Annotated in this window: 24 protein-coding genes; 13 read left to right on the forward strand and 11 right to left on the reverse strand. The window is 41.4% G+C overall.

Features of this window, described 5'->3' with window-relative positions:
• Positions 1-255 precede the first annotated feature (255 nt).
• Genes cydC through IEW67_RS14160 form a run of 4 tightly spaced genes read right to left on the reverse strand, consistent with a single transcriptional unit; the run spans position 256 to position 6,097 of the window.
• Positions 256-1,971 (reverse strand): thiol reductant ABC exporter subunit CydC, encoded by a 1,716-nt coding sequence (gene cydC / locus IEW67_RS14145; RefSeq protein WP_188633735.1) that lies wholly within the window; start codon positions 1,969-1,971, stop codon positions 256-258.
• The gene (gene cydD / locus IEW67_RS14150) at positions 1,968-3,701 is read right to left on the reverse strand and encodes a thiol reductant ABC exporter subunit CydD (protein WP_188633736.1); all 1,734 of its coding nucleotides are present in this window, start codon (positions 3,699-3,701) and stop codon (positions 1,968-1,970) included. The genes cydC and cydD overlap by 4 nt, the downstream gene beginning before the upstream one ends.
• 36 nt (positions 3,702-3,737) lie before the next feature.
• Positions 3,738-4,751 carry a cytochrome d ubiquinol oxidase subunit II gene (locus IEW67_RS14155; protein ID WP_188633737.1) on the reverse strand — a complete coding sequence of 338 codons (1,014 nt, stop codon included), beginning with the start codon at positions 4,749-4,751 and terminating at the stop codon, positions 3,738-3,740.
• Complete coding sequence (locus IEW67_RS14160; RefSeq protein WP_188633738.1) at positions 4,748-6,097, reverse strand: cytochrome ubiquinol oxidase subunit I; 1,350 nt, start codon at positions 6,095-6,097, stop codon at positions 4,748-4,750. Before IEW67_RS14160 ends, IEW67_RS14155 begins: the two co-directional genes overlap by 4 nt.
• 344 nt (positions 6,098-6,441) lie before the next feature.
• Between IEW67_RS14160 and IEW67_RS14165 the strand changes: the two genes are divergently transcribed.
• Complete coding sequence (locus IEW67_RS14165) at positions 6,442-7,107, forward strand: potassium channel family protein (RefSeq protein WP_188633739.1); 666 nt, start codon at positions 6,442-6,444, stop codon at positions 7,105-7,107.
• A 167-nt stretch (positions 7,108-7,274) separates the two neighbouring features.
• Here the strand turns inward: IEW67_RS14165 and rnjA are convergent, their stop codons facing one another.
• The 3 genes from rnjA to def form a co-directional block, all read right to left on the reverse strand.
• A complete protein-coding gene (gene rnjA, locus IEW67_RS14170) occupies positions 7,275-8,942 on the reverse strand; it encodes a ribonuclease J1 (protein WP_188633740.1) in 1,668 nt (555 codons plus the stop codon).
• A gap of 4 nt (positions 8,943-8,946) precedes the next feature.
• A complete protein-coding gene (locus IEW67_RS14175) occupies positions 8,947-9,156 on the reverse strand; it encodes a DNA-dependent RNA polymerase subunit epsilon (RefSeq protein WP_188633741.1) in 210 nt (69 codons plus the stop codon).
• A 549-nt stretch (positions 9,157-9,705) separates the two neighbouring features.
• Complete coding sequence (gene def, locus IEW67_RS14180) at positions 9,706-10,257, reverse strand: peptide deformylase (RefSeq protein WP_188633742.1); 552 nt, start codon at positions 10,255-10,257, stop codon at positions 9,706-9,708.
• Between the two features lie 290 nt (positions 10,258-10,547).
• On the opposite strand from def, the gene IEW67_RS14185 reads away from it, so the two are divergent.
• From IEW67_RS14185 to lpdA, 5 genes are all read left to right on the forward strand, one after another.
• A complete protein-coding gene (locus IEW67_RS14185; protein ID WP_188633743.1) occupies positions 10,548-11,297 on the forward strand; it encodes a YkyA family protein in 750 nt (249 codons plus the stop codon).
• A gap of 550 nt (positions 11,298-11,847) precedes the next feature.
• On the forward strand, positions 11,848-12,930 hold the full coding sequence (gene pdhA / locus IEW67_RS14190) for a pyruvate dehydrogenase (acetyl-transferring) E1 component subunit alpha (RefSeq protein WP_188633744.1): 1,083 nt from the start codon (positions 11,848-11,850) through the stop codon (positions 12,928-12,930).
• A gap of 3 nt (positions 12,931-12,933) precedes the next feature.
• On the forward strand, positions 12,934-13,911 hold the full coding sequence (locus tag IEW67_RS14195; protein ID WP_188633745.1) for an alpha-ketoacid dehydrogenase subunit beta: 978 nt from the start codon (positions 12,934-12,936) through the stop codon (positions 13,909-13,911).
• A gap of 22 nt (positions 13,912-13,933) precedes the next feature.
• On the forward strand, positions 13,934-15,238 hold the full coding sequence (locus IEW67_RS14200) for a dihydrolipoamide acetyltransferase family protein (protein ID WP_188633746.1): 1,305 nt from the start codon (positions 13,934-13,936) through the stop codon (positions 15,236-15,238).
• Between the two features lie 3 nt (positions 15,239-15,241).
• The gene (gene lpdA, locus IEW67_RS14205; RefSeq protein WP_188633747.1) at positions 15,242-16,648 is read left to right on the forward strand and encodes a dihydrolipoyl dehydrogenase; all 1,407 of its coding nucleotides are present in this window, start codon (positions 15,242-15,244) and stop codon (positions 16,646-16,648) included.
• 365 nt (positions 16,649-17,013) lie between these two features.
• Here lpdA and IEW67_RS14210 read toward each other — a convergent pair whose 3' ends face one another.
• On the reverse strand, positions 17,014-18,618 hold the full coding sequence (locus IEW67_RS14210; RefSeq protein ID WP_188633748.1) for a BCCT family transporter: 1,605 nt from the start codon (positions 18,616-18,618) through the stop codon (positions 17,014-17,016).
• Positions 18,619-18,995: 377 nt separating this feature from the next.
• On the opposite strand from IEW67_RS14210, the gene IEW67_RS14215 reads away from it, so the two are divergent.
• The 3 genes from IEW67_RS14215 to IEW67_RS14225 all read left to right on the forward strand — a co-directional run bounded on the left by IEW67_RS14215 (position 18,996) and on the right by IEW67_RS14225 (position 20,769).
• Positions 18,996-19,880: a polysaccharide deacetylase family protein gene (locus tag IEW67_RS14215; protein WP_229671861.1), complete on the forward strand. Its 885-nt coding sequence runs from the start codon at positions 18,996-18,998 to the stop codon at positions 19,878-19,880.
• A 183-nt stretch (positions 19,881-20,063) separates the two neighbouring features.
• Positions 20,064-20,168, forward strand: a complete 105-nt coding sequence (locus IEW67_RS14220) for a GapA-binding peptide SR1P (protein ID WP_188633749.1) — start codon at positions 20,064-20,066, stop codon at positions 20,166-20,168.
• 331 nt (positions 20,169-20,499) lie between these two features.
• Positions 20,500-20,769: a UPF0223 family protein gene (locus tag IEW67_RS14225; RefSeq protein WP_188633750.1), complete on the forward strand. Its 270-nt coding sequence runs from the start codon at positions 20,500-20,502 to the stop codon at positions 20,767-20,769.
• A gap of 36 nt (positions 20,770-20,805) precedes the next feature.
• Here the strand turns inward: IEW67_RS14225 and IEW67_RS14230 are convergent, their stop codons facing one another.
• The gene (locus IEW67_RS14230) at positions 20,806-21,423 is read right to left on the reverse strand and encodes a YktB family protein (RefSeq protein WP_188633751.1); all 618 of its coding nucleotides are present in this window, start codon (positions 21,421-21,423) and stop codon (positions 20,806-20,808) included.
• A gap of 205 nt (positions 21,424-21,628) precedes the next feature.
• Here IEW67_RS14230 and IEW67_RS14235 point away from each other — a divergent pair, with 205 nt between their 5' ends.
• Both IEW67_RS14235 and IEW67_RS14240 read left to right on the forward strand, forming a co-directional pair.
• Positions 21,629-21,823, forward strand: a complete 195-nt coding sequence (locus IEW67_RS14235; RefSeq protein WP_188633752.1) for a YkzI domain-containing protein — start codon at positions 21,629-21,631, stop codon at positions 21,821-21,823.
• Positions 21,824-22,020: 197 nt separating this feature from the next.
• Positions 22,021-22,830 (forward strand): inositol monophosphatase family protein, encoded by an 810-nt coding sequence (locus tag IEW67_RS14240; RefSeq protein ID WP_188633753.1) that lies wholly within the window; start codon positions 22,021-22,023, stop codon positions 22,828-22,830.
• Between the two features lie 13 nt (positions 22,831-22,843).
• Here the strand turns inward: IEW67_RS14240 and IEW67_RS14245 are convergent, their stop codons facing one another.
• Entirely contained in the window at positions 22,844-23,014 is a 171-nt protein-coding gene (locus IEW67_RS14245) for a DUF5325 family protein (protein WP_188633754.1), read from the reverse strand.
• Positions 23,015-23,180: 166 nt separating this feature from the next.
• Between IEW67_RS14245 and IEW67_RS14250 the strand changes: the two genes are divergently transcribed.
• Positions 23,181-23,486 carry a YlaH-like family protein gene (locus tag IEW67_RS14250; RefSeq protein WP_188633755.1) on the forward strand — a complete coding sequence of 102 codons (306 nt, stop codon included), beginning with the start codon at positions 23,181-23,183 and terminating at the stop codon, positions 23,484-23,486.
• A 200-nt stretch (positions 23,487-23,686) separates the two neighbouring features.
• On the opposite strand, the gene IEW67_RS14255 is transcribed toward IEW67_RS14250, so the two are convergent.
• Positions 23,687-23,890 carry a YlaI family protein gene (locus IEW67_RS14255; protein WP_188633756.1) on the reverse strand — a complete coding sequence of 68 codons (204 nt, stop codon included), beginning with the start codon at positions 23,888-23,890 and terminating at the stop codon, positions 23,687-23,689.
• Positions 23,891-24,025: 135 nt separating this feature from the next.
• Between IEW67_RS14255 and IEW67_RS14260 the strand changes: the two genes are divergently transcribed.
• Positions 24,026-24,313 (forward strand): YbyB family protein, encoded by a 288-nt coding sequence (locus tag IEW67_RS14260; protein ID WP_188633757.1) that lies wholly within the window; start codon positions 24,026-24,028, stop codon positions 24,311-24,313.
• The last annotated feature ends 441 nt before the right edge of the window (positions 24,314-24,754 follow it).

Here is a 24,754-nt window from a genome sequence, read left to right on the forward strand (position 1 = left end):
AAATGTGTGGAGGGGAAATGTATCCAACGTATTATAATGGCGTACATGGACAGGAATATAAATTATCGGATTTTCTCTAACGAAGATAGAAAAAAGACCGGGCCGCACTTTGCCCGGTTTTTCTAAGGATATAAACTGCGACATAGAAAGTTTGATTTCCGCTGCGGGCAGTCGCTTTCCGCGGGCAACGCTTCACCTTCCTCGGAAACAAAGACCGCTTCCTATGGGATCTTCAGCTTCTAGAAAGGGTCTGATTCACAGCAAATCTTTCTCAATCTGTTTCATTTCGTATAGGTAGCCTTTTTGTTTCATCAGTTTGTCAAATGTTCCCGATTCGATAATTGTTCCCTGATTCATGACGATGATTTGATCCATTGTTTCCAGATTCGTGAGGCGGTGACTGACAATCACAAAGGTTTCATTTTCTGTTTGTGTGAAGAGATGATCATAGATTACTTTCTCAGTCAATGCATCGACTGATGATGTTGGCTCATCCAACAGCCAAAGATTTGCATTTTTAAGCATTGCTCTTGCAATTGCCAGGCGCTGCTTTTCACCGCCGGAAAGATTCTCGCCCTTTTCATAAACGTCATCATCCAGCGAGATGTAGGCAAGCTCCATTCTCGCCAGTGCTTCGGTCATTTCCTGATCGGTCAGCCGATCATCAGCAATCAGAAGATTATCCCTGATCGTACCAAAGAAAAAATGATTTTCCTGCAGGACGACATTGGTGTTTTTCCAAATCGATTCTTGGCTTATATCGTCGATTGACTGTCCGTTCATCCGGATCTCGCCTTTATTATGAACGTTCATTTTTAATAGCATGTTCAGAAGGGTTGATTTTCCGGAACCGCTTGGTCCGACAATCGCTGTTCTGGAACCCGCGGGCAGTACCAGGTTAAGATTTTTCAGTGTCTGATTTGATTCATCCGGAAATGAGAATGAAACAGCTTTCATATCTATCGTGAGACCCTGAGTGTCATTTATTGTCTGTTTCCCATCTGTGTTGTTCGAATCATTTTCCTGATTAACGGCTTCGAACAGGCGATTAGCCGCCCGTTTACTGTCCTGAAAATGAACAGGAAAAGCCGCCATTGGAGCAGCGTCTTCAAAAACAGTGAGCGAAATCATCACAAGCATTGCCAATAAGATTCCTTCCAGATTACCTTCAGTGACTAGGTAAGCACCTAAACCGAGCACAAGCCAGGAAATAATCAGTGACACAAACGAGTTGACAGACTGGCTATACAATTTATTGCTATTCTCATGTTTCTGTTGATCAATATACGCCTCAGAAGATTGTGTTAACGTTTGTTTTTTCTCATCAATCTTCTGGTATATTTTCAAATCTCGGAAGCCATGCAGAAATTCGGTTACCTCGGTTGAAAAATCTCCTCTTTTTTGCCGTAAATCATAGTCGATTTTTCGCTGTCTGAACGCAAAATATCCCGGAATAATAAAAACGGTTAATACCAGTCCTGCAACTAGCACGAGTGCTATATAAACGGAAAAGAACATTGTAAACAAAATCGTACTGATAAATACCAGTCCTAAGACGATCGGGGGATAGAAGACACGCAAGAAGAAGTTTTGCAGTGTCTCAACGTCCCCGACAATCCGTGCCAAAAGGTCACCACTTCTGTATTTATGAAAAATGCCGGGTGCTAATGGTTCGAGTTTATTAAAAAAGGAGACGCGTAAATTACTTAAAATCGTAAATGTCGCTCGATGGGAAAAGTATCGTTCAGCATATCGGGCAAATGCTTTGGTGATCCCGAGTAATTTGACAGCTGATGTCAGTATAATTAACGTATAAAAGGGAGGGATCAAAGCCGATTTTGAAATAAGGTAACCACTTGCTGCGAAAAGTCCGACTGCTGTTATTCCTGCTAAAAATCCGAAAATAATCGAATAGAGGATGTCCTTTTTCTCTGTCATTGTTAATTTGACGATGACGGCCAGATCTTTCATTCAGTCTTCACTCCCCGCTGTACAGATACCATTTTTTGATATGCAGGTGTCGTTTTCATCAGTTCGCTGTGGGTTCCTTCAGCCACCAACCTGCCGTTTTCCAGAAATAAAATGTTATCAGCATGCTTGATTGTATGAAGGCGATGTGCAACTGTAATCACTGTTGCATCTTTTGCCAATTGTTTCATAGATGATTGCAGGATGCGCTCAGTTTCAAGGTCCAGTCCTGTTGTTGGTTCATCGAATAGAATAACGGCAGGCTGTTTCAAGAATGCTCTGGCCAGAGCCAGGCGCTGCATTTCGCCGCCTGAAAGCCCGCGACCTGCCTCTCCGACCGGTGTATCATATCCTTTATCCAGTGTTTGGATCAGACCGTCTATTTCAGCCTGTTCAGCAGCATGTACGATGTCTTGGCGGGAAGCATGGGAATCACCGCCAATGGCAATGTTTTCTGCAATCGTCCCTGAAAAAACATACGGTTGTTGTGAAATATAACTTAAATGGCCAAACCAATCGTTCTCAACGTAATGTGATAATGGCACATCCGCGACGGTGATTTTTCCATTTGAAAGGGGGAGAAGGCCGGCAATCAGGTGCAGTAGTGTTGTTTTCCCGGAACCGCTCCGACCGGCAATGGCAATCTGGCCATACGGCGGAATATCTGTCGTTATGTCATATAATGAAAATTGATCCTCACCATATTTAAAGCTGATATGATCAAGACCGATAACTGTAGGCATCTCGTCTGCGGTTAAGTGTTTTTCACCCCAGTGAACCTGCTGCTCGGTCCGGCCTAATTCCTCCGTTATCTTCCTTGCTGCTCCCATGCTGCCCCGGCCGCTATGAAATGCACTGCCAAGTTCTTTCAGCAAGGTGTAGAATTCAGGCGCAAGTACAAGCAGGAAGAAAGCTGTAAAGAAGGATATTTGTTCGTAAATAATGAGTTGGATAGCGAGCTCAAGTGCAACAATTCCTATACTGAGCATTGAAATCAGTTCCAGCATAAATGAGGACATAAAAGCGATTTTCAGTATCTCCATTGTAGCATCCCGAAAGCCTAAGCTACTGCCACGGATGGTATCCGCCTGCTTCTTTGCCCGGCCATATAGTTTAAGGGTTGTGAGGCCCTGGAGTGTATCAAGAAAGCTGCCGGAAAAGGCGGACAGTTTTTCCTGTTGTTCTTCGGACTTATTTTTTGTCTGCAAGCCGATAATCACCATAAAAATCGGAATGAATGGGGCAGTAATGATCATAATCAACCCCGTGTTAACATGTTGCGTGAAAACAATGACTAAAATAATAAGCGGTATAATTGATGTTTTGATCAGCTGCGGAATATAGTCACTAAAATAACTATCTATTTCATCAACAGCTTCCAACATGACACTTACTTTACCACCTGATTGACCTTCAAGCGACTGTTTAATCGGTGCCTTTGCAAATTTACGCAGCAGCGCTTTTCGGTATGCTCCTTTCACGTTTGCTGCCATTCTGATGCCAATCCGTCCGTTTACATAAGATGCCGCTGTTCGGAGCATAAGGACAGATAATAATCCAAGCATCATCCACATAATCTCAGTCATCCCTTGTTGCTGCAAGAATATCCGATCGACAATCGCTACGAGAAAATACGCTTGCAGGATCACTGACACAGCTGCTATGACAGACAGTATAAACAGAGAAAAAATTGACCATTTATATCTGAATGCTATATTTCTTAAGCTGTCCATTGCTTCTCAATCCTCCAGGATGGATTCTGCTATCACTTATTTTTTACCTTTAACATAGTCAGCGTTAAACAAAAACAATTTCATCAATAATATCAATGATGGAACCAGCAGCAATAAACCGCCTATGAACGCAATGATTAGCGCTATTCCCATCGATTCGTGCGTGGCACCTTCATGAATGGAAATAAGTGGGTCAAGTATATACGGATAGTGTCCGATGCCATACCCAAAAAAGGCGAAAAAGTACTGCAGCATAATGCTTACAAATGCGATTCCGTAATATTTGCCCATATACAGCAGCCATGAGGCAATCATGAAAAATCCGACTGACAAACCCAACATCCACCATAAATCCAGCATATTTTCATAATGCCCTGGATTGTGCTGACTTAAAAAGATAAATGTCGTCAAAGCGGCAATGATGGACGGTGTGCTCCAAAATAATGCGAAATGACGCACCAGCTTTAATGCCGGCTCATCCTGGGCGCGTGCCGCATAAAACGACAAGAAAGTCGCGCTGATAAATAATACCGAGACAATCGCTAATGCAACAATGCTCCAAGATAACGGACTCGTGAATAATTTCAAATACTGCAATGAGACCACGCCGTTTTCTTCCGTAATAAATCCACCTTCAGACATTGTTAAGGCGACTGATAAGGAGGCTGGAATCAAAAGCCCCGTTGCTCCGTATAAAAACGTATAAACCGTACTTTGTTTGGACCCATAATTCTCAAATGCGTAGAATGACCCCCGGATTGCCAGCAAAATGATAGCGATGCTGCCTGGTACTAATAATGCCGAGCCATAGTAATAAGCAGATTCCGGGAAAAAGCCGACAATACCGACAAAGAAGAAAACAAAAAAGACGTTTGTCACTTCCCATACAGGTGATAAATATCGGGCAATTAATTGATTAACTACGTGATCCTGCTTCGTGATTTTAGCGTAAAATGCGAAGAATCCGGCGCCAAAATCAATGGATGCTACAATCAGGTAACCGTAGAGGAATATCCATAATACAGAAATACCGATTATTTCATAGCTCATGATTCATCCCCCTTTTTGACAGATGGATAATGTTTTTCCAATTCCTCTTCGGCAGGGTTGTCCCGAAATATCTTGCGCAATGTGATGACAAACAATGTCCCTAGCAATATATACAAGGCAAGGAAAAGGATAAACATCAGCCCGATATACGGGGAAGAGGTGGCAGCTTCCTCTACTGTCATATATCCCCGTATAATCCATGGCTGCCTTCCTTCTTCGGCATAAATCCATCCGAATTCAATTGCGGCCAATGCCAGCGGTCCGCTCAGTGCAATAAGAGACAGCATTCCTTTATTATGCTCTTGACGGTTTTTCATTTTCTTTAGAATGAAATAAAGCAAGGCAATAGCGGGTAACACAAAACCAATGGTTACCATCAGATCAAACATATAATGCACCCAGAGTGGCGGCCACATTTCCTCAGGCGTTTCTTCCAGTCCCGTTACTTCGGCATTAAAATCGCCATGCGCAAGGAAACTTAAGAATTTGGGTATGCGAATCTCACCGATTGTTTCGTGAGCATCATTGAGCCATCCGAACAGGATCAGATCTGCTCCTTCCTCGGTTTCAAAGTGCCATTCTGCTGCAGCCAGTTTTTCCGGCTGGTGTGCTGCAAGAAACTTAGCTGACGTATCGCCTGTTATCACTGTCAGGACACCAAATACAAATGTTAATGCAAGTGTCAATTTCAACGCTTTTTTATAATAGTCCGTTGCCTTCTTTTTTAGAATCAGGAAGGCTGTTATAGCAGCAAGAATAGCTGCACATGTCAAATAAGCTGTGCTTAGTACGTGGAACACCTTTGTTGGGGTTGCCGGGTTCAGCATAGCCCCAATCGGATTGACAGCTGCAAATGCTCCATTTTCCACTTCAAACCCGTCTGGCGTATTCATAAACGCATTGACAATTGTTATAAACACTGCTGAAAATCCACCGCCAATGATAATGGGTAGAGAGAATAACCAATGGATATACTCATTTTTAAATCGGTCCCACGTATATAGGTAGATACCCAGGAAGATGGCTTCAAAGAAAAACGCAAATACTTCCATAAACAAAGGCAGGCTGATGACGTTCCCGGCCATCTGCATAAAATTCGGCCATACCAGTGACAATTGCAGCCCTATGGCGGTTCCAGTCACGACACCGACTGCCACACTAATGATAAACCCTCGGGTCCAGCGCCTTGCGAGAAGGCGATAATGCGGATCCTTTCTTTTAATTCCGATGAACTCGGCAGCCGAAATCATCAGCGGAACGCCTACACCCAAGGTAGCAAAAATAATATGGAAACCAAGTGTCATGGCAGTAAGCAATCTGCTGATCAGGACTGTATCTAATTCCATTGCTTATCCTCCCTAAATTGCTGTTAAATATTTCACAAGTCTATCGTCAACTATTGGAAAAAAACCGGCGTCAACCTCGTCTTATAGCGCGTGTCGGCATTTTCCTATAAGGTTACCCATGGTTTATACTTTCTGACGTTAGAACAAAAGGATCAAGCCAGAAAATAGCTTGCGTAGTTTTCCTTATAGCCCTAGTATAAATCATTATAACGAAAATACATACTCAACTGTGACAACCGAATGAAAAATTTGTAGCAAAACGGTTAACATATTATGCAATGATGTTAGAATTCTTATGGTATGGTAGACTATGAGCAAATACATTGGAGTATGGGGGAAAGGCAATGAAACGGGATTATGCAGTAATTGGTTTAGGCCGGTTCGGCGGGAGCATTTGCAAAGAACTCAGTTCAGAAGGGATGCAGGTGCTGGCCATCGATTCAGATGAGGATAAAATAAATGAATTTAAAAATATTGCCTCGCATGCAGTGATTGCTGATTCTACAGATGAAGCGACATTAAAAGAACTGGGAATTAGGAACATCGATCATGTGATTGTTGCAATTGGTGATAACATCCAGGCGAGTATATTAACCACAGTGGTCCTGACAGACTTGAACATTAAAATGATCACGGTGAAAGCGCAAAATGATTATCATGAAAAAATCTTAAATCGGATTGGCGCCAATCAGGTTGTCCATCCTGAGCGGGATATGGGAAAACGGATTGCCCATAATATTATCTCCAGTAATATACTTGATTACCTGGAACTTTCTGATGATTACAGTATCGCAGAAGTTAAGGCGGGAAGTAAGATGAGCGGCAAAACACTGATTGATTTGGATATTCGCGCGGAATATGGCTGTAACGTCGTAGCCATTAAACAGGGCAAGGATATTAACGTGTCACCGGCAGCCGATGAAGTGATTAAAGGAGATGACATCCTTATTGTGATCGGAGCGGATAAAGATCTATCCCGATTCGAAAAACATCTTGTCATAGACAGGTAATGTTAACATCTTACTGCAACAATCAATAAAAATAAAAACAGCGGCATGATTTTCATTTCTCATGCCGCTGTTTTTATTTTAACGTCAGAAAGTATAAATTTTGGATGACCGTTTAAAAAACTTCGGCATTCGCTATAAGACGAGGCGAATGCCGCATTTTTAATATTTTAGACTTCCATAATGATTGGCAGAATCATTGGTCTGCGTTTTGTTTTTTCAAAGAGGAATGGTGCAATTGTATCGGTTATTTCATTTTTAATTTCAGACCATTGACTGGTTCTGCGCTCCATCACTTTATCCAGATGTTTTGAAACGAGTTTCTGGGCTTCATTGATCAGGTCTTCTGATTCGCGCATGTAAACAAATCCGCGGGAGATGATATCGGGACCTGATGCAATTTTGAATTCTTTCATATTGATACTGACGACAACCATGACCAAGCCTTCTTCGGACAAAATACGGCGGTCGCGCAGCACAATATTGCCTATGTCGCCAATACCTTTTCCATCCACATAGATAGAACCTGACGGGATTTTTCCAGCAATCATGGCATTATCATTGCCCAGCGCTAGGACATCCCCGTTATCCATTATAAACGAATTGGCCGGCTCTATTCCGCATGCTTCACCCAGTTTAAGGTGCTCTTTCAGCATACGGTATTCACCATGGATCGGCATGAAATATTTCGGCTTCATAAGCCTGAGCATCAATTTTTGTTCATCCTGACTGCCATGTCCTGATGTGTGAATATCACTTAATGGACCATGGATTACTTCTGCTCCGGCACGATACAATTTATTAATTGTCCGGCTGACGCTCACCGTATTTCCGGGGATTGGCGATGATGAAAACACAACCGTGTCACCAGGAATAATCTGTATTTGACGATGTGTACCATTTGCGATTCGTGATAATGCTGCCATCGGTTCACCTTGGGATCCTGTACAAAGAATGGTTACTTTGTGTGCAGGAAGACGGCCGATCTGGTTCGCTTCAATGAACGTATCTTTTGGTGCACGAATGTATCCCAGCTCCTGACCGATACGAATGGAAGATTCCATACTGCGTCCAAATACAGCTATTTTGCGATCATGTTTGACGGCAGCTTCAACCACCTGCTGCAGACGATAGATATTCGAGGCAAACGTAGCGAAAATCAATCGACCGTCAACTTTACTGAAAATGTCATTGATATTTTCTCCGACTACCCGTTCGGACATTGTGAACCCTGGTACTTCACTGTTTGTACTGTCTGAAAGTAGACAAAGCACGCCTTCTTTGCCGATTTCAGCCATTTTGGTTAAGTTCGCAGGATCGCCCACAGGCGTGAAATCAAACTTGAAATCACCCGTATGAACGATGTTTCCTGGTGGTGTTTTGACGACTATACCATATGAATCAGGAATACTGTGGGTTGTTCTAAAAAAAGACACCGACGTCTTACGGAATTTTATTACATCATCCTCTTGAATTGTATTCAGTTTCGCATTCCGCAGAAGGCCGTGTTCCTCTAATTTGTTTCGAATTAGACCAAGTGCAAGTTTTCCGGCATAGATAGGCACATTTATTTCACGCAGCAGATAGGGAATCCCTCCGATGTGATCCTCGTGTCCGTGCGTTATGAATAATCCTTTAATTTTATCCTGGTTTTGTGTCAGGTAAGTGTAATCAGGAATAACGTAATCAATTCCAAGTAATTCGTCTTCCGGGAATTTAATGCCGGCATCGACAAGAATAATTTCATCCTGGAACTGGATACCATACGTGTTTTTCCCAATTTCACCGAGTCCGCCTAACGCAAAGATCGCTGTCTGATCATTTTTAACAAACTTCATGCTGTCAAACGGTCTCCAGTTTAAAATGCTCGGATTTTTGCTCATACGCCAAATGTGCATCATCCAATATTTGGATATATTCGATGTTATAGTTGTAGCCGGAAAGCTTATTTCTTACATCTCTTTCGGATTCACCTTCGATATAAAGGCTTTTTGTTCGTTCGCGCACAGGTATTTCTTCAGGAAGTTCCTGATATAACACTTTAAAAATCATTTGATAATCTCTCCTAACACTTCGATTCTTCTTGGTTAAACATATTTCGTTCCGTATGCCTGTTCAATCGGGTATAACATAATCGTCTCAAAATAGCTGATAACCGGACCGCCTTGTAGATGGACTCACATACAGGCCCGTCCGGCATCATTGATTTTACTGATTTTAAACAGCAAAATGAATCGCCCTTTATTTTTCCGGCGTGGTTGGTTTATTCAGAGTAATCCTTCTTAAAGGTTGTAGGTACACGTCCTTTGCCCAGAAAATCTTTTAAGCGTTTTCTCAACTTTTCTCGCAGGCGCTTCAACATGTGTTAAGCATCTCCTTTCAAATTGTTAAAGAAAAGTGATAAAACGTTCGCCGATCCAATCCCTCTTAACTATAGTATAATACGATTGGCGTTATTTTGAAATAAAAACACTGCATTTGTTTAAAAAAAGGTGTGTTTTTTTAGTTGCGGATCTCTTCAACGTAAGCTATTAAGCGTTAGTGTTGGCTTATAAAATAAAATTATGCAGGAATCTAAGATTATAGATTCCTGCACCATAATCAGCTGATTGATTTAGAATTTTCCGGAACACCGAATGGGTTTTCCGAATTAATATGGTCATAAAACATCACGCCGTTTAAATGATCAATTTCATGCTGCACAACAATAGCGGCATAATCCCGCAATCGTAATTTCAGTTCGCCGCCACTCAGCCCAATGGCCTTAACAGTGATTCGCGCACTTCGGGGGACATAGCCTTCCACATCCCGATCGACCGAAAGACAGCCTTCTCCGGTTGAGAGATATGCCTGTTCAACTGAATGACTGACTATTTTAGGATTTATAAGGCCATAACTGTAAAGTTTTCCTTTTGAATCCTCAAAATGAACGGCACACATACGCTTATCCTTTCCAAGTTGCGGGGCAGCCAAACCGACACCGGGTCTCAAGTTGTATTCTTCTGCCAGTTTTTCATCCTGGCTGTTTTTGATAAACGTCAGCATGTTGTTTAACAGCTGTATGTCTTCATCGGAAGGAGGAATAGGTACTTCCAATGCTTTTTTACGTAATGATGGATGTCCTTCCCGGACAATATCATCCATAGTAATCATTATCTGACACTCCCTAGATTTATCATAAAGTGAATCGTCATTCAGCAGGGTGTTTTCCCCCGCTGAATCTCAGTTGAACAGGAACTGACATTAACGGGTAGCCGGCCGTTATTTTGGGCAGATAACTGTCCATAACATGCGACACAAACGTATTTTAACATACATATGTTTTCAAGTATTAAAAATTTGCTATAGGTCTTCGCAAAAATCGTGAAAAATAAACCGATTTTTTCAATGATATGTTATACTGTGATAGAATTTCTGCAGAAGAGTTGGAGGGGGAAAGCATAATGGTACCGAAAAAGTCCTTATTTTTTGGCTTGTTAATTCTGATGATCATTCTATCTGGCTGTACGGGTGCATCAACGTCGGAAAAAATCTATAATCATTTGGAAAAAGCAGTAGAACTTGAACAGTCTTTTGAAAAACAGCAGGATCCAATCGTTGAATTGGAGCAGGAAGAACAAGAAATATACAGTCAAGTTATTGATTTGAGCATGGAAGAATTCGATAAAATTAAAAAGCTCTCTGATAAGGCGCTCGATAATATCGAAACGCGAAAAGAAAAAATCAATTCGGAAAAAGAAAGTATCGATGCGTCCAAAAAAGAGTTCACCAATATTGACGATATGGTTGGTAACTTGGAGGAAGAGGAAGTCCGCAAGAAAGCGGATGATATGTATCAAGCCATGATGGATCGATATGGCGCTTATGATAAACTGCATAACGCATATTCTGATTCGCTTAAGCTAGAAGAGGAATTATATAAAATGCTAAAGAAGGAAGATTTAGAACAAGAGAAAGTTTCCAATCATATTTCAAAACTGAATGAAAGTTATCAGAAAGTAATTGATACAAATAAAACATTCAATAAACTGACTACCGAATACAATACTTTAAAACAGAAATTTTATAAAGCAGCTGGAATCGAAGTGGAATATGATGAAGATACACAGAAGGAAAAGCAAAACAATAAGGACGGATCAAACGAATCAGATAAGAAAAACGAATCAGATCAAAAAGAGGAATCAGGTGAATAAGTCATCTGATTCTTTTTTATAACGTCAGAAAGTATAAATGATGGATGACCTTATAAGAAAAGCTTCGGCATTCGCTATAAGACGAGGCGAATGCCGATTTTTTCTAAGGGGTGGATTTTTAAAGGAGAGATGGCAGGCTCCCCATGCTTGTTCAAGAACGCTATACGTATCATAACCAAAGTGCTGATTCTGATAACTATTTGGTTCGGCACATACTTAATGATACAGTTTAATTGAGTTATTATAACAGAAGATCATAGTGTTGATCCGAAAATGGTGAAACCGCTGTCACCCCTGTGAAAAAATAAAAAATTTGAAACAAAACAATTGACCAAATGAACATAAGTAGGCTAAACTTTAAACTGGATTAAAAATTGTACCAATGAATTTTGCTTTTAAAATGTAACAGTTTAGCTGTCCGGTTCGCGCTTGGATTATTATTCATAAAAAAAGGGAACACGGTTTAAAGCAAATGGGTGCAGTTTTTTCATATTTCAGGAAGACTGGATAAGAATATAAATAGTTAATCAGAAAGGAAGAGGTGACCATTTTGAAAGACGTACTTGAAAATATTGAAAGTCAGTTCGAAATGTTCCAGGTTCTTGATGAGAATGGTGAAATCGTAAATAAGGATTGGGATCCCGACCTTTCAGACGATGATCTGAAGGAACTGATGCGCCGGATGGTTTACACACGTGTGCTTGACCAGCGTTCAATTGCGTTAAACCGTCAGGGACGTCTTGGGTTCTATGCACCAACAGCTGGACAGGAAGCGTCTCAATTGGCAAGTCATTTTGCATTGGAGGACGATGATTTCCTTCTGCCCGCATATAGGGATGTTCCGCAGCTGATCTGGCATGGACTTCCGCTCTATCAGGCTTTTCTGTTTTCCAGAGGACATTTTCATGGCAACCAGTTCCCGGAAGGCGTCAATGGTTTGAGCCCGCAAATTATCATCGGGGCCCAAATTATACAGGCAACCGGTGTAGCACTGGGACTTAAGAAACGTGGTAAAAAAGCAGTGGCCGTTACATATACCGGTGACGGCGGAACTTCACAAGGTGACTTTTACGAAGGCTTAAACTTTGCCGGAGTTTATGGTGCACCCGCCATTTTCTTTGTGCAGAACAACCAGTTTGCCATTTCAGTTCCTGTTGAAATGCAGACAAATGCCAAAACGTTGGCACAAAAGGGTGTTGCTGCCGGTGTGCCAAGTTATTTGGTTGATGGAATGGACGCATTTGCCGTTTATGCCGCCACTAAAAAAGCCCGTGAGCGTGCTGTGAACGGTGAGGGTCCTACGTTGATTGAGACGATGACATACCGCTATGGTCCGCATACCATGGCAGGTGATGACCCGACACGTTACCGTACAGAAGATATGACTGATGAGTGGGAGAAAAAAGACCCTCTTGTCCGTTTCCGCAAGTATCTTGAAGCAAAGGATCTATGGTCGGAGGATGAAGAAAACAAGGTGATTGAAGGGGCCAAAGAGGATATTAAGAAAGCTATTAAACAGGCAGACGACTATCCAAAACAAAAAGTCACCGACTTAATTGATATCATGCATGAGGAACTTCCAAATAATCTGCAGGAACAAATGGAAGAATATAAAGAAAAGGAGTCGAAGTAAATCATGGCACAAAAAACGATGATTCAAGCCATCACTGATGCAATGCATCATGAATTGAAAAATGATGAAAATGTGCTTGTTTTCGGTGAAGATGTCGGTCAAAATGGCGGCGTATTTCGTGCTACGGAAGGACTACAGGATGAGTTCGGGGAAGACCGTGTATTTGACACCCCGCTTGCCGAATCAGGAATCGGCGGCCTGGCACTTGGGCTTGCTTTACAGGGATTCCGCCCGGTGCCGGAAATTCAATTTATCGGCTTCACATATGAAGCAATGGATGCGATTAACGGCCAGATAGCACGGATGCGGTATCGTTCAGGTGATAGCAAGTCTGCGCCAATCACTATCCGAACGCCTTTTGGCGGCGGTGTGCATACACCTGAACTTCACGCGGATTCTTTGGAAGGTCTCATTGCTCAGCAGCCAGGTATTAGAGTTGTTATTCCTTCGACTCCGTATGATGCCAAAGGTTTACTGATTTCATCGATCCGCAACAATGACCCGGTATTCTTTATGGAACATATGAAACTTTATCGTTCATTCCGTGATGAAGTACCTGATGATGATTATACGGTAGACCTTGATAAAGCGGATGTGAAGCGCGAGGGCAAGGACGTTACACTTATTGGCTACGGTGCAATGGTGCATACCGCACTAAAAGCCGCAGACGAGTTGGAAAAAGATAATATTGAAGCCGAAGTGGTGGACTTGCGTACCATTTCGCCGGTTGATATGGAAACAATTGTTGAATCAGTGAAAAAGACCAACCGTGTCGTCATGATCCAGGAAGCACAACGCCAAGCCGGGGTTGCTGCAGATGTCATATCGGAAATTCAGGAACGTGCAATCCTTCACCTTGAAGCACCGGTGTTACGCGTAACAGCACCTGATACTGTTTATCCGTTCTCACAAGCGGAGGAAGTATGGCTGCCAACGCATAAGGATGTAATCGATAAGGTAAATGAAGTCATCAACTTTTAATCAATGATTGGAGGTCGTAATTATGGCGTATAACTTTAAACTGCCTGATATCGGTGAAGGTATACATGAAGGTGAAATCGCCAAGTGGTTCGTTAAAGAGGGCGATGAAGTTCAGGAAGACGACGTGCTGTGCGAGGTTCAGAACGACAAGTCCGTTGTTGAAATCCCTTCACCGGTTGAAGGAACTGTCTCAAAAATCCATGTAGAAGAAGGCGAAGTTGCTGTTGTAGGGAATACTCTAATCTCGTTTGATGCGGAAGGCTATGAATCCGATGACGAGGAAGAAGAAGCGGACGAACAAGAAACCGAAAAGACTGAAGATACAACAGAAACGACGGAAGAATCAGCGTCTGACAGTAGTGACACGGGAAAAAATAGCGAGCAAAAATCCGAGGATAAAGCTCAAACATCTGATGATAAACGTGTCATTGCCATGCCTTCAGTACGCAAATATGCCCGTGAAAACGATGTGACTATTCAGGATGTACAGGGCTCCGGTAAGAATGGCCGAGTCTTAAAAGAAGATGTTGATAACTACTTGAGCGGAGATCAGCAAGCTGAACAGCCTGTTGAAGCAACAGAGGGGACACAGGAACCAGCAGCTGCACAGTCGCCAAAAGGTGACTACCCTGAGTCACGCGAGAAAATGAGTGGTATCCGCAAATCAATTGCCAAAGCGATGGTCAATTCCAAGACGAAAGCACCACACGTCACCCTGATGGATGAAGTGGATGTGACAGAACTTGTGGCACATCGTAAGAAATTCAAGGAAGTTGCAGCTGAACAGGATATTAAATTGACCTATCTGCCATATGTGGCGAAAGCATTGATCTCTGCATCGAAAAAATATCCAATTCTAAATGCTGCTGTGGATGATGAAACTGATGAAATCATTCATAAGCATTATTACAACATTGGTATCGCAGCAGATACTGACAGAGGATTGCTGGTTCCGGTTGTCAAAGATGCGGATCGCAAATCGATTTTTACCATCTCCCAGGAAGTCAACGAATTGGCAGAAAAAGCCCGCAGTGGTAAGCTGTCACCCGAAGAGATGAAAGGTGCTTCCAATACGATTACAAATATCGGTTCCGCCGGCGGACAATGGTTCACACCGGTCCTTAACTACCCTGAAGCAGCTATTCTGGGAATCGGACGCATTCAGGAAAAACCGATTGTCCGCGACGGAGAAATTGTTGCAGCGCCAGTATTGGCTGTATCTCTAAGCTTTGATCATCGTATTGTTGATGGTGCAACCGGACAGTTGGCCCTCAATCAAATCAAGCGGTTGTTGAACGATCCACAATTAATTATGATGGAGGCGTAAATTATGGTAGTAGGAGATTTTCCAATTGAAACAGACACACTGGTGGTTGGAGCAGGACCAGGCGGCTATGTGGCTGCCATCCGTGCTGCTCAAACCGGTCAGAAGGTAACAATTGTAGATAAGGGTGATCTGGGCGGTGTTTGCCTGAATGTCGGCTGCATCCCTTCAAAAGCATTAATAGAAGCCGGACATAAAGCACAGTCCGCTCAGGGCAATGAAGAGCTGGGAATTACAACTGATAATGTTTCGGTTGATTTCTCAAAAGTCCAGGAATGGAAAGGACAAGTCGTCAATAAACTGACAACCGGAGTTGAAAGCCTGCTGAAAGGCAATAAGGTGGATATTGCCAAAGGTGAAGTGTTCTTTGTCGACCAACATACGGTTAGAGTCATGGACGAAAAAAATTCGCAATCGTATACATTCAATAACTGTATTATTGCGACTGGCTCGACACCAATTGAAATTCCTAACTTCAAATTTTCCGACCGTATACTGGACTCCAGTGGCGCTTTGAATCTTCAGGAAATTCCTGAAAAAATGGTTGTTGTCGGTGGCGGTTATATCGGCATTGAACTCGGTACTGCTTATGCGAATTTCGGTACTGACGTAACCATTCTGGAAGGTACAAAAGAAATTCTCGGCTCGTTTGAGAAACAGCTTAAACAACCGGTTAAAAAAGGCTTGAAAAACAAAAATGTAAATGTGGTTACAGAAGCAATGGCAAAAGGCGCCGAGGAAACAGAGGATGGCGTGAAAGTCACGTATGAAGTCGATGGCAAAGAAGAGACGGCGGAAGCGGATTATGTTCTTGTCACTGTCGGACGCCGTCCAAACACAGACGAAATCGGACTTGAGCAAGTAGGTATTGATGTAGACGATAAAGGACTCATTAAAATTGATAAACAGTGCCGTACCAATGTCGAGAACATTTATGCCATCGGTGACATTGTTGAAGGATTGCCGCTCGCACATAAAGCATCTTATGAAGGAAAAGTAGCCGCAGAAGCGATCAGCGGCGAAAAATCGGAAATTGATTATCTCGCGATGCCTTCTGTCGTCTTTTCTGATCCTGAACTTGCCAGTGTCGGCTATACTGAGCAGGAAGCAAAAGATGCCGGCTATGAAGTGAAAGCTTCCAAGTTCCCATTTGGTGCCAATGGCCGAGCGCTGTCACTGAATAATACAGATGGTTTCATAAAACTGATCACAAGAAAAGAAGATGGTCTGGTGATTGGTGCACAAGTGGCAGGTCCAAATGCAAGTGATGTTATTGCTGAAGTTGGTCTCGCTGTTGAAGCAGGCATGACCGCCGAAGATATTGCATTAACTGTTCATGCGCATCCAAGCTTGGGTGAAACGGTCATGGAAGCTGCTGACGTAGCTCTGGGCACGCCAATCCATACGATGTAGATATTAGAAGCGAAAAACAGGATGAAAGAAACCTGATAATAAAGCCACGTCCGTCATAACCGGGCGTGGCTTTTTCATTATCTGCATGTAATCCGCAGTAAAAATGCGATTATAGGACTAAAGTTGTGAAAACAATGTGCGGCAAAAGCAGGGTATGAGAGAACCGTGGAACTGCTTTTTTTTACCATGAACGATGAGCTCTTCCTAAATTTATATTTTCTGACGTTATAAGAAAAACTCGGCATTCGCCTCGCCTTATAGCGAATGCCGAAGCTTTTCTTATAAGGTCATCCATATTTTATATTTTCTGACGTTACAAGAAAAAGCTGTCCGGAAAGGAGTCTCCTTTCCGGACAGCTCTTTTATTAAGATTCTCTTTCATCTTCAGCGTCAGGAAGTGTTTCCTTAAATCCTTTGCGCATTCTTCTGAGTTCTTTTCGTTGTTTCTCCCGGAACTCCGGATCGTGTTCGCGCTGCTTTCTTTCCATTTGCAAGATGCCATGTTCGCTTTTCAGTGCTTTGAGGAGCGAAATACACATAAAAATCATTAAAATCGCAAACGGGAATGCAGCAATCAACATAGCCATTTGAAGTGCCGAAAGCCCGCCGGACCATAATAGGACTGCAGCAGTTGCAGCTAAGATAATTCCCCAGACAGCTTTAACACCCGTACTCGGATTTAATTTGCCGCCTGTTGTCAGCATACCAAGCACAAATGTACCGGAGTCAGCCGAGGTAACGAAGAAGGAAGTAATCAAGAGTACTGCAATCCCTATAACAACAGCCGCTGCAGGCGTTGACTCAAGAAATGCGAATAAAGCTACTTCATTTCCCATTTCGTTCATCAACTGATAGATAATGCCACCTTCAGCTGAATTCATCTCAAATCCGGCAATACCGAAAACAGAGAACCAGAAAGCACTAAATATGACCGGTACGGCAGTTACGCCGATGACAAATTCACGAATAGTCCGTCCTCTGGAGACCCGAGCAATAAAGGTTCCAACAAATGGCGACCAGCCAATCCACCAAGCCCAGTAAAAGAGTGTCCATGAATTTAGAAACTCTCTGTCCCCCGTAAATGCATTCATGCCAAATGTCATGGTTGGAAGGTTTTGTATATAATTTCCCATTGTTGTTGTAAACGACTCAACCATCTTTACAGAAGATCCGAGAATAAATACAAAGAGCATCAATGCAACAGCAAGAACTATGTTTGTCCAGCTCAGATAGCGGATACCACGATTAATGCCTGTCGTAGCAGAAAGCATAAATAATATGGTGATAACTAAAATGACAATTAGATTGGTCACCAGTGTATTTGGGATTCCATCAAAGGTAAAGCTTAAACCGGCTGTAATTTGTGTTGCGCCAAGCCCAAGCGACGTTGCAATACCAAATACGGTAGCAAAAACGGCCAGTGTATCAATGGCGATTCCCCAACCACCTTTAGAACGATCGCCAATCAGTGGCGAAAAAGCGGAACTGATCAAAGCAGGTGCCCGGTGACGGAATTTAAAATAAGCCAATGTCAATGCGAGCACCGCGTATGTAGCCCATGGATGGAAACCCCAATGGAATAAGGTATACTGCATTGATTCTTCTGCAGCGGCCGTCGTTTCCGGTTCAGCGGAAGGTGGTGAATAAAAATGTGTTAAAGGTTCCGTCACACCGTAAAATACGAGACCAACTCCCATACCGGCGGTGAACAAAAACGCAAACCAGGTAAAATAACTATATTCCGGCTCATCGTCAGGTTTTCCAAGCTTGATTTTTCCATATGGTCCGAAAATCAGAAACAATGCAAGTATAACAAATCCTGTTGTAACCAATAAATAAAACCAGCCAAAGGAATCTGAGATAAAACTGTCAACAATGCCTAATATGTATTCAACATTTGATGGAAATAAAGCTCCCCAAATAATGAACACAGATACGATTGAAAGAGACACCCAAAAAACGGCTGTCATTTTTTTGGAATTAATAGTAAAACCTCCCTATAATTATGTCTATTATTTGGTCGTTTAACAACCAATATCTCACCCCTATATACTGAAAATAAGTGCTATTATGGCGGATATAATAAACCTGCGTGACCTTTTTTGTATTTTCTTCTCCCTTCTATGTCAGTATATTAGCTTGTCAAATCGGCACAGTTTAGTATTTAAACATACTAGACAGAACAATTCAACTAATATAATGCAATGTTATCCTGCCCTTTCCGGCCAAAAACATACTGTATACATATACCCAAATGTAAAGTTAATAAACAAAAACATATAGTCAAGCTTCGGTTTTATACGGTATAATAATAGTTACATCTGGAAAATGTAAGGAGGCGCATCCGGTGAAAAATACACTTTGGCTTATGCTGGTTATAACATTATTCATGACCGCCTGTACCAACAGTACATCAGGTGAAGATGACACTCAACAGCATAATGACCGCGAACAAACAGAGAATACAGAGAAAGATACTCCTGAAACCGGTCATGACGGACAGGGAGATAACACAAAAGAGAAGGGGCAGACAGATAAAAAAGAATCGAACAAAGAAAAAAACTCTGAACCAGCTTACAAAATCGATAAAGAAACCTCATCTATTGTCCCTTTAAAGGAGCAAGCAAATGAAAAAGTAGTACTGCTGACAATTGATGATGTGCCTGATACATATTCAATAGACATGGCAAACACATTAAAAGACATGGATGCAGAGGCTATTTTTTTCGTGAACGGTCACTTTCTTGAAACACCCGAGGGAAAAAGAAAACTGAAGAAAATCTACGATATGGGCTTTGAAATAGGCAATCATACGTACACTCACGCGTATCTACCTGACTTATCGACTGAAGAACAAAGAAAGGAAATTGTCAGTGTGAGCGATAAGATAGAAGAAATTATTGGGGAACGCCCGAAATTTTTCAGGGCACCAAATGGAGCCAATACTGATTTTTCCAAACAGCTTGTCAAAGATGAAGGAATGGTAAAGATGAATTGGACATATGGCTTTGATTATTTTGAACCGTACATGGACCCCGAAAAAATAACTGAAGCAATGGTAACAGGTAAAGGGCCTGAAGTGGATGTTCCTAACAGCCTGTTGAAGCCGGGCGCCAACCTGCTGATGCATGATCGTGAATGGACAAATAAAGCGCTGGCAGACATTATAACGGGATTGCGTGATAAAGGATATGACATGGCGGATCCTGATTTGATTAAAACAATAGAATAATGATAAAACAGCCAGTTGTCACGTACAGCTGGCTGTTTTATCACATACCTTGCTGAATGAGGATTTATTTAATGAACAAAAAACATGAAACCATTAATATGATATACTAATTAAAGATTGACATGGATATTATGACATACTATAATAATTATTATTACATTAAATGGAGAGGAGATGTTATGAGTGGGGATTATCATATGTCAGGATTGCCAGGGTGTTATCGAGCATTTTAATGATGAAAAAGTAACAACGCTTTACGGAACATGTCCTTCATGCGATCAAAAATGAATGCGGTTTCAATATAAAAGCTGTTTATTTTTGCAGCTTTTTTCTTTTGTCATCAATCAGGCTGTATTGGCCATTATGGATTATGGTTGATATGATAGAAAGGAAAAAAGGGAATTTACGCATGAAAAGGGAGACGAGAATAACTAAACTGCTACATATTGAGTATCCGATTGTCCAGGGTGGTACGGTATATTTCAAAAGATGGGAGGAAATGGCCAGGGTGCTGCCCGGGTCCGGAGCGTCCCGACAGTGAAAGAATTGATCGATTCTTAGGTGCAGGAAGAAAATAATACTTGGGGGAAATGGTCTTGATAGAGGTGACGAAATAACAATGAACTACCATTATCCATTGGATGATTCATGGTCAAAACAGGAGATCATAGATGTCGTTCATTTTTTTTCATTAGTTGAGCAAGCTTACGAAAAACAGGTGGATCGGGATAAATTATTGGCAGCATACCGGAAGTTTAAGCAAATTGTTCCGGCAAAAAGTGAGGAAAAAGCGTATTTCAGAGAATTTGAGCACGCATCGGGATATGCCGGTTTTCCAGTTGTCAAAAAAGCCAGGAATACTGAACAGCAAACAGTTAAGATGAGCTAAACCAAAAGGACCTTTCACTGTGAAAGGTCCTTTTGTTTAACCCATTGAAAGTTTATAAAGGGGGGTGAGTGTTTCAAAAGTATGCTTGGCTTCATTTAAAAACGCCTCACCATTAGAGAGCCGTGGGTCATCCGGTTTGAAGTACCTTCCGACCAGAAACTCGGCTTTTTTTACATTCTGAACACGTGTTAATGCTTGCTTTAAGTCAATTTCAGAAAGGCTTGCTGCATCTTTTTTGGTATGATCCAGTGAAATAACATAGCTACCCGGTAGCGTCTCGTGAATATCATCTAAATGGTTTAGAAATGAGCTGGCTACTTCCTGCTTATGTGGCATTTCATAAATATAGGCGAGCCACATAAACAAATGATCATCCCACATGCCAATCTGGAAGTGAGGATGCTTTTTATAACCTCGTTTGTTATGACAAAATGCCATCCATGTATCATTTGGCGGGTTCTTGGTTCTTCTGGCGTGCTGTGCAATGTGCACATACATGTCATTTCCGGTCATGTTTGATATATCGCCGGAGAGTTCTTCACCGATTGCTTTGAATTTAGGCTGGATAGTCTCCCGTATTGCTTCCATCCGCTCTTTGAGGCCATCAATGGTGAAAACATTGAAATCTTGTTCCAAAAACCCTGTAAATTCCATTTATATCATCCTTTCGTTCATTATTTGTCAGATTACAGTTATTATTAGGCAAAAAACACTACCGGGTCAAGCTATAACCTTCGATATAAATGTTTAAAAATTTTCAAAAAGGGTATTAACCAGGTAAGCGTTTTCCATCCATATGAACAATAGACGGCACGGAAGCATATAGATAACAAAAGTGATCTGAAAGGTTGGGTGTGACATGAAATATGTTATAGAAGACCTGAGAAAAGAGATAGATCGGAAAAAATTGCCTGTAATCCGTATTGAAATTGATTATGAACTCATGACCCTTTATGATGCTATGCAGGCTAACGATAAAGTCCAAATGATTAAATCGAAGGAAAAACTGAAAAAGTTGCGTCTGCAGTTGATGGACATTGGAGATGATACGTAAAGACATTTTAAAAAGTCGAGATTTTATCCTGTAAGGCTTAGCCGGCAGATGATCATAAGGTTCACATCTACATACTGCCGGTTCAACTATGTTGGAGGTATTTTAAAGGATAGTAATAACCTGAATGACATACAAATATGATTCTTCACCTCCAATTTGATATGATGGTATCAGATTGAACTATTGGAGGCATATAGATGAACGTTACATTGCGTGAGGAAATTTATGAACTGGCAAAGGAATGGGTTCTTGAAGCAGGTAAAACAATTAGGGAAAAAATAAACGATCCATTGACAATCAATACGAAATCGGATCGGAATGATCTTGTAACCACAATGGACAGGGATACAGAGTATTTTTTTATGACGCATATCAAAAAAACTTATCCCGATCACTTCATTATCAGTGAAGAGGGCTATGGTGATGAACTGCAGTCACTCGATGGTACTGTATGGATAATTGATCCCATTGATGGGACGATGAATTTTGTCCATCAGAAACGAAACTTTGCGATATCTGTTGGCATTTATCATGACGGGATCGGCGAAATCGGCCTTATTTATGATGTGATGGCCGGTAAGCTTTACAGTGCCAAGCGTGGAGAAGGGGCTTTTATAAATAAAACGCCGTTACCATTACTTTCTGAGCAAAAGAGCCTTTATGACTCCATTTTAGGTTTAAATCACTTTTGGCTTTGTGAGAACCGTCTAGTTGAAGAAAGTGCCATTCAGCGGTTGGTGAAGACTGTTCGAGGTACAAGAACGTTTGGTTCCGCAGCATTGGAGTTCGCTTATGTCGCTGAAGGCATAATAGATGGTTATATGACTATGGGGCTCGCTCCCTGGGATATTGCAGCCGGGATTGTCATTGTGAATGAAACTGGAGGGGTGACGACGGATGCATTCGGGGCCGAACTCAGCCTGCTCGGAAAGAGTTCAGTGTTAACCTGCAACCCGGCTATTCAGGAGCAGATTATTAACGACTATATGAAAAAAGGGCGAAAGTGACATCGGAATGAGGTCACTTTCTTTTTCGTTTTAACGATAATCCGTACCCCATAAATGCAACGCCAAGCACAATAAATAGTAACACGAACCAAATATTGCGAAAAGCAATCGCGATACCGGTAAGTACAAACATTGATATAACCAATGTTGCTAACAGCAGCATTGGCAAGTCCAGTTTCTTCATATATACACCCCAATTTCCATTATTAAGTATATAACATACAGTTTTTTTGTTCAAAAATTGTCGGTTTTCAGCTGGCATGACCGTTAAAGATTTAGTATGATAGATAAGGAAAAACGAGGTTGAAATCAAATCACATGTTGCAGTAATGGAGTAACGGGGGATATAAATGGAAAATAGTTTTAGTCTGGTATATGAATGGATCCTTCATTATAGGGATAGTATAAATATTTTTTGGGTATTCTACATCATCAATCTGATTCTTTCAGCTATTGCCTATAAGCTTGGTTTCGCCAAAAAACTGCCTCTTTTAAAATCAGTTTTTGTTTATGTGATGCTTGCTGTGGGGATGCTTATTTTGAATTTATTCAGCTTGGTTGGTTATCCGATTACAGATAGTTTGATTGTAATTTGTCTTGTTCTGGGCATATACCGTTTCAGGCTGCACCGTGAGCGCAAATCAAAAAAGGCCTGAAGGTGGCCGGGACACAACTCAATACTGAAGACGAATGCTGCTAGAAGATGTAAGTCATTTCGCTTTCGCAAAAGCGCGAAAAAAGATCCAAACTGATTTGAAGACTAGTCGAAGAATCTGTTCCGGCATCTTAAAAAAACTCCCGGTTTCGGGAGTTTTAAAACGTTTTAAACCAGGATGGTGACGGCCTGCGTTGTTATTTAAATCAAATCTTTGTTTTTTTTCTTTGGGTCATATAGCTTAAAGCTACCTGTAGCATGGCGTTCTTGCGTTTTATCATCAATCCGACCGTAGCATTCAGAGCATAGGTACATATAAATTCTGCGATTGCGCAATCGCTTTGCCTGAAGGGAATCATCCTCCAGTTCATTTACTTTATCGCACAATACACATTGTACTTTCATATATTCTCACCTCTGTCATTAGGCTTCTTTTATAATATAACATGATAGATAATTGAATGAAAGCGCATGTTTAGCGATGGGATGTGTTGGGAATACAATGATTAATACGAAAATGGATGGAAAGGGTGATGGTAAATGAAAAAACGATTTATAACTGCAGGGGCAATAGCGGGTGGAATCACCGGATATTTATTGAGAAATGAGGAAAAACGGACTAAATTCAAATCAAAGGTAAAAGACAGTGCCAAAAAAATCAAGAATTTCAATCAGGATGAACATTCCGATTCTACGCTGGAAGATGCGGGTGCACCAGATCAGATAGAATCAAAAGATCCGTCCCAGCTTGAAAATTCGAAAATGGTTTCGGAAGGATCCCAGTTCGGTGTTGACTATTATAATAAAGTAAAAGAAAAGGATGATTAGAAAAACTCGGCATTCGGCTCGCCTTATAACGAATGCCGAAGCTTTTTGTATGAAAACAACCCTTAAAAAAGACAATACCAAACTACCCCCTTCATATTTCAATTTTTTGAAGAGCTTCAAATTAAAATAAATGCTATTAAATGATTTCTGTCTAAGCTGTTTCCCCTTCTGATGACGTTACTTCATATCCCTTCTTTTTTAGATATTCAATCATTTTTGATTCTTTCTTTTGTTTCTGTTGCTGCAAATAATTGCTTCCATTGGAAAACCACCTCAGAAACAATTAACAATACACATGACAGTAGGTATAATTTTAAATTTTTGTATACGTGCTTCCGGCACAGTAAATGGTACTTCTATACTGTCACAAACCAGTTTCTTATTCAGGGTATCTTCATTGAAGACCCACCAAAAAGCTTTCGACCTGGTTGTATTGTTAAT

The organism is Lentibacillus kapialis (assembly GCF_014646635.1).
Lineage (GTDB): Bacteria > Bacillota > Bacilli > Bacillales > Amphibacillaceae > Lentibacillus > Lentibacillus kapialis.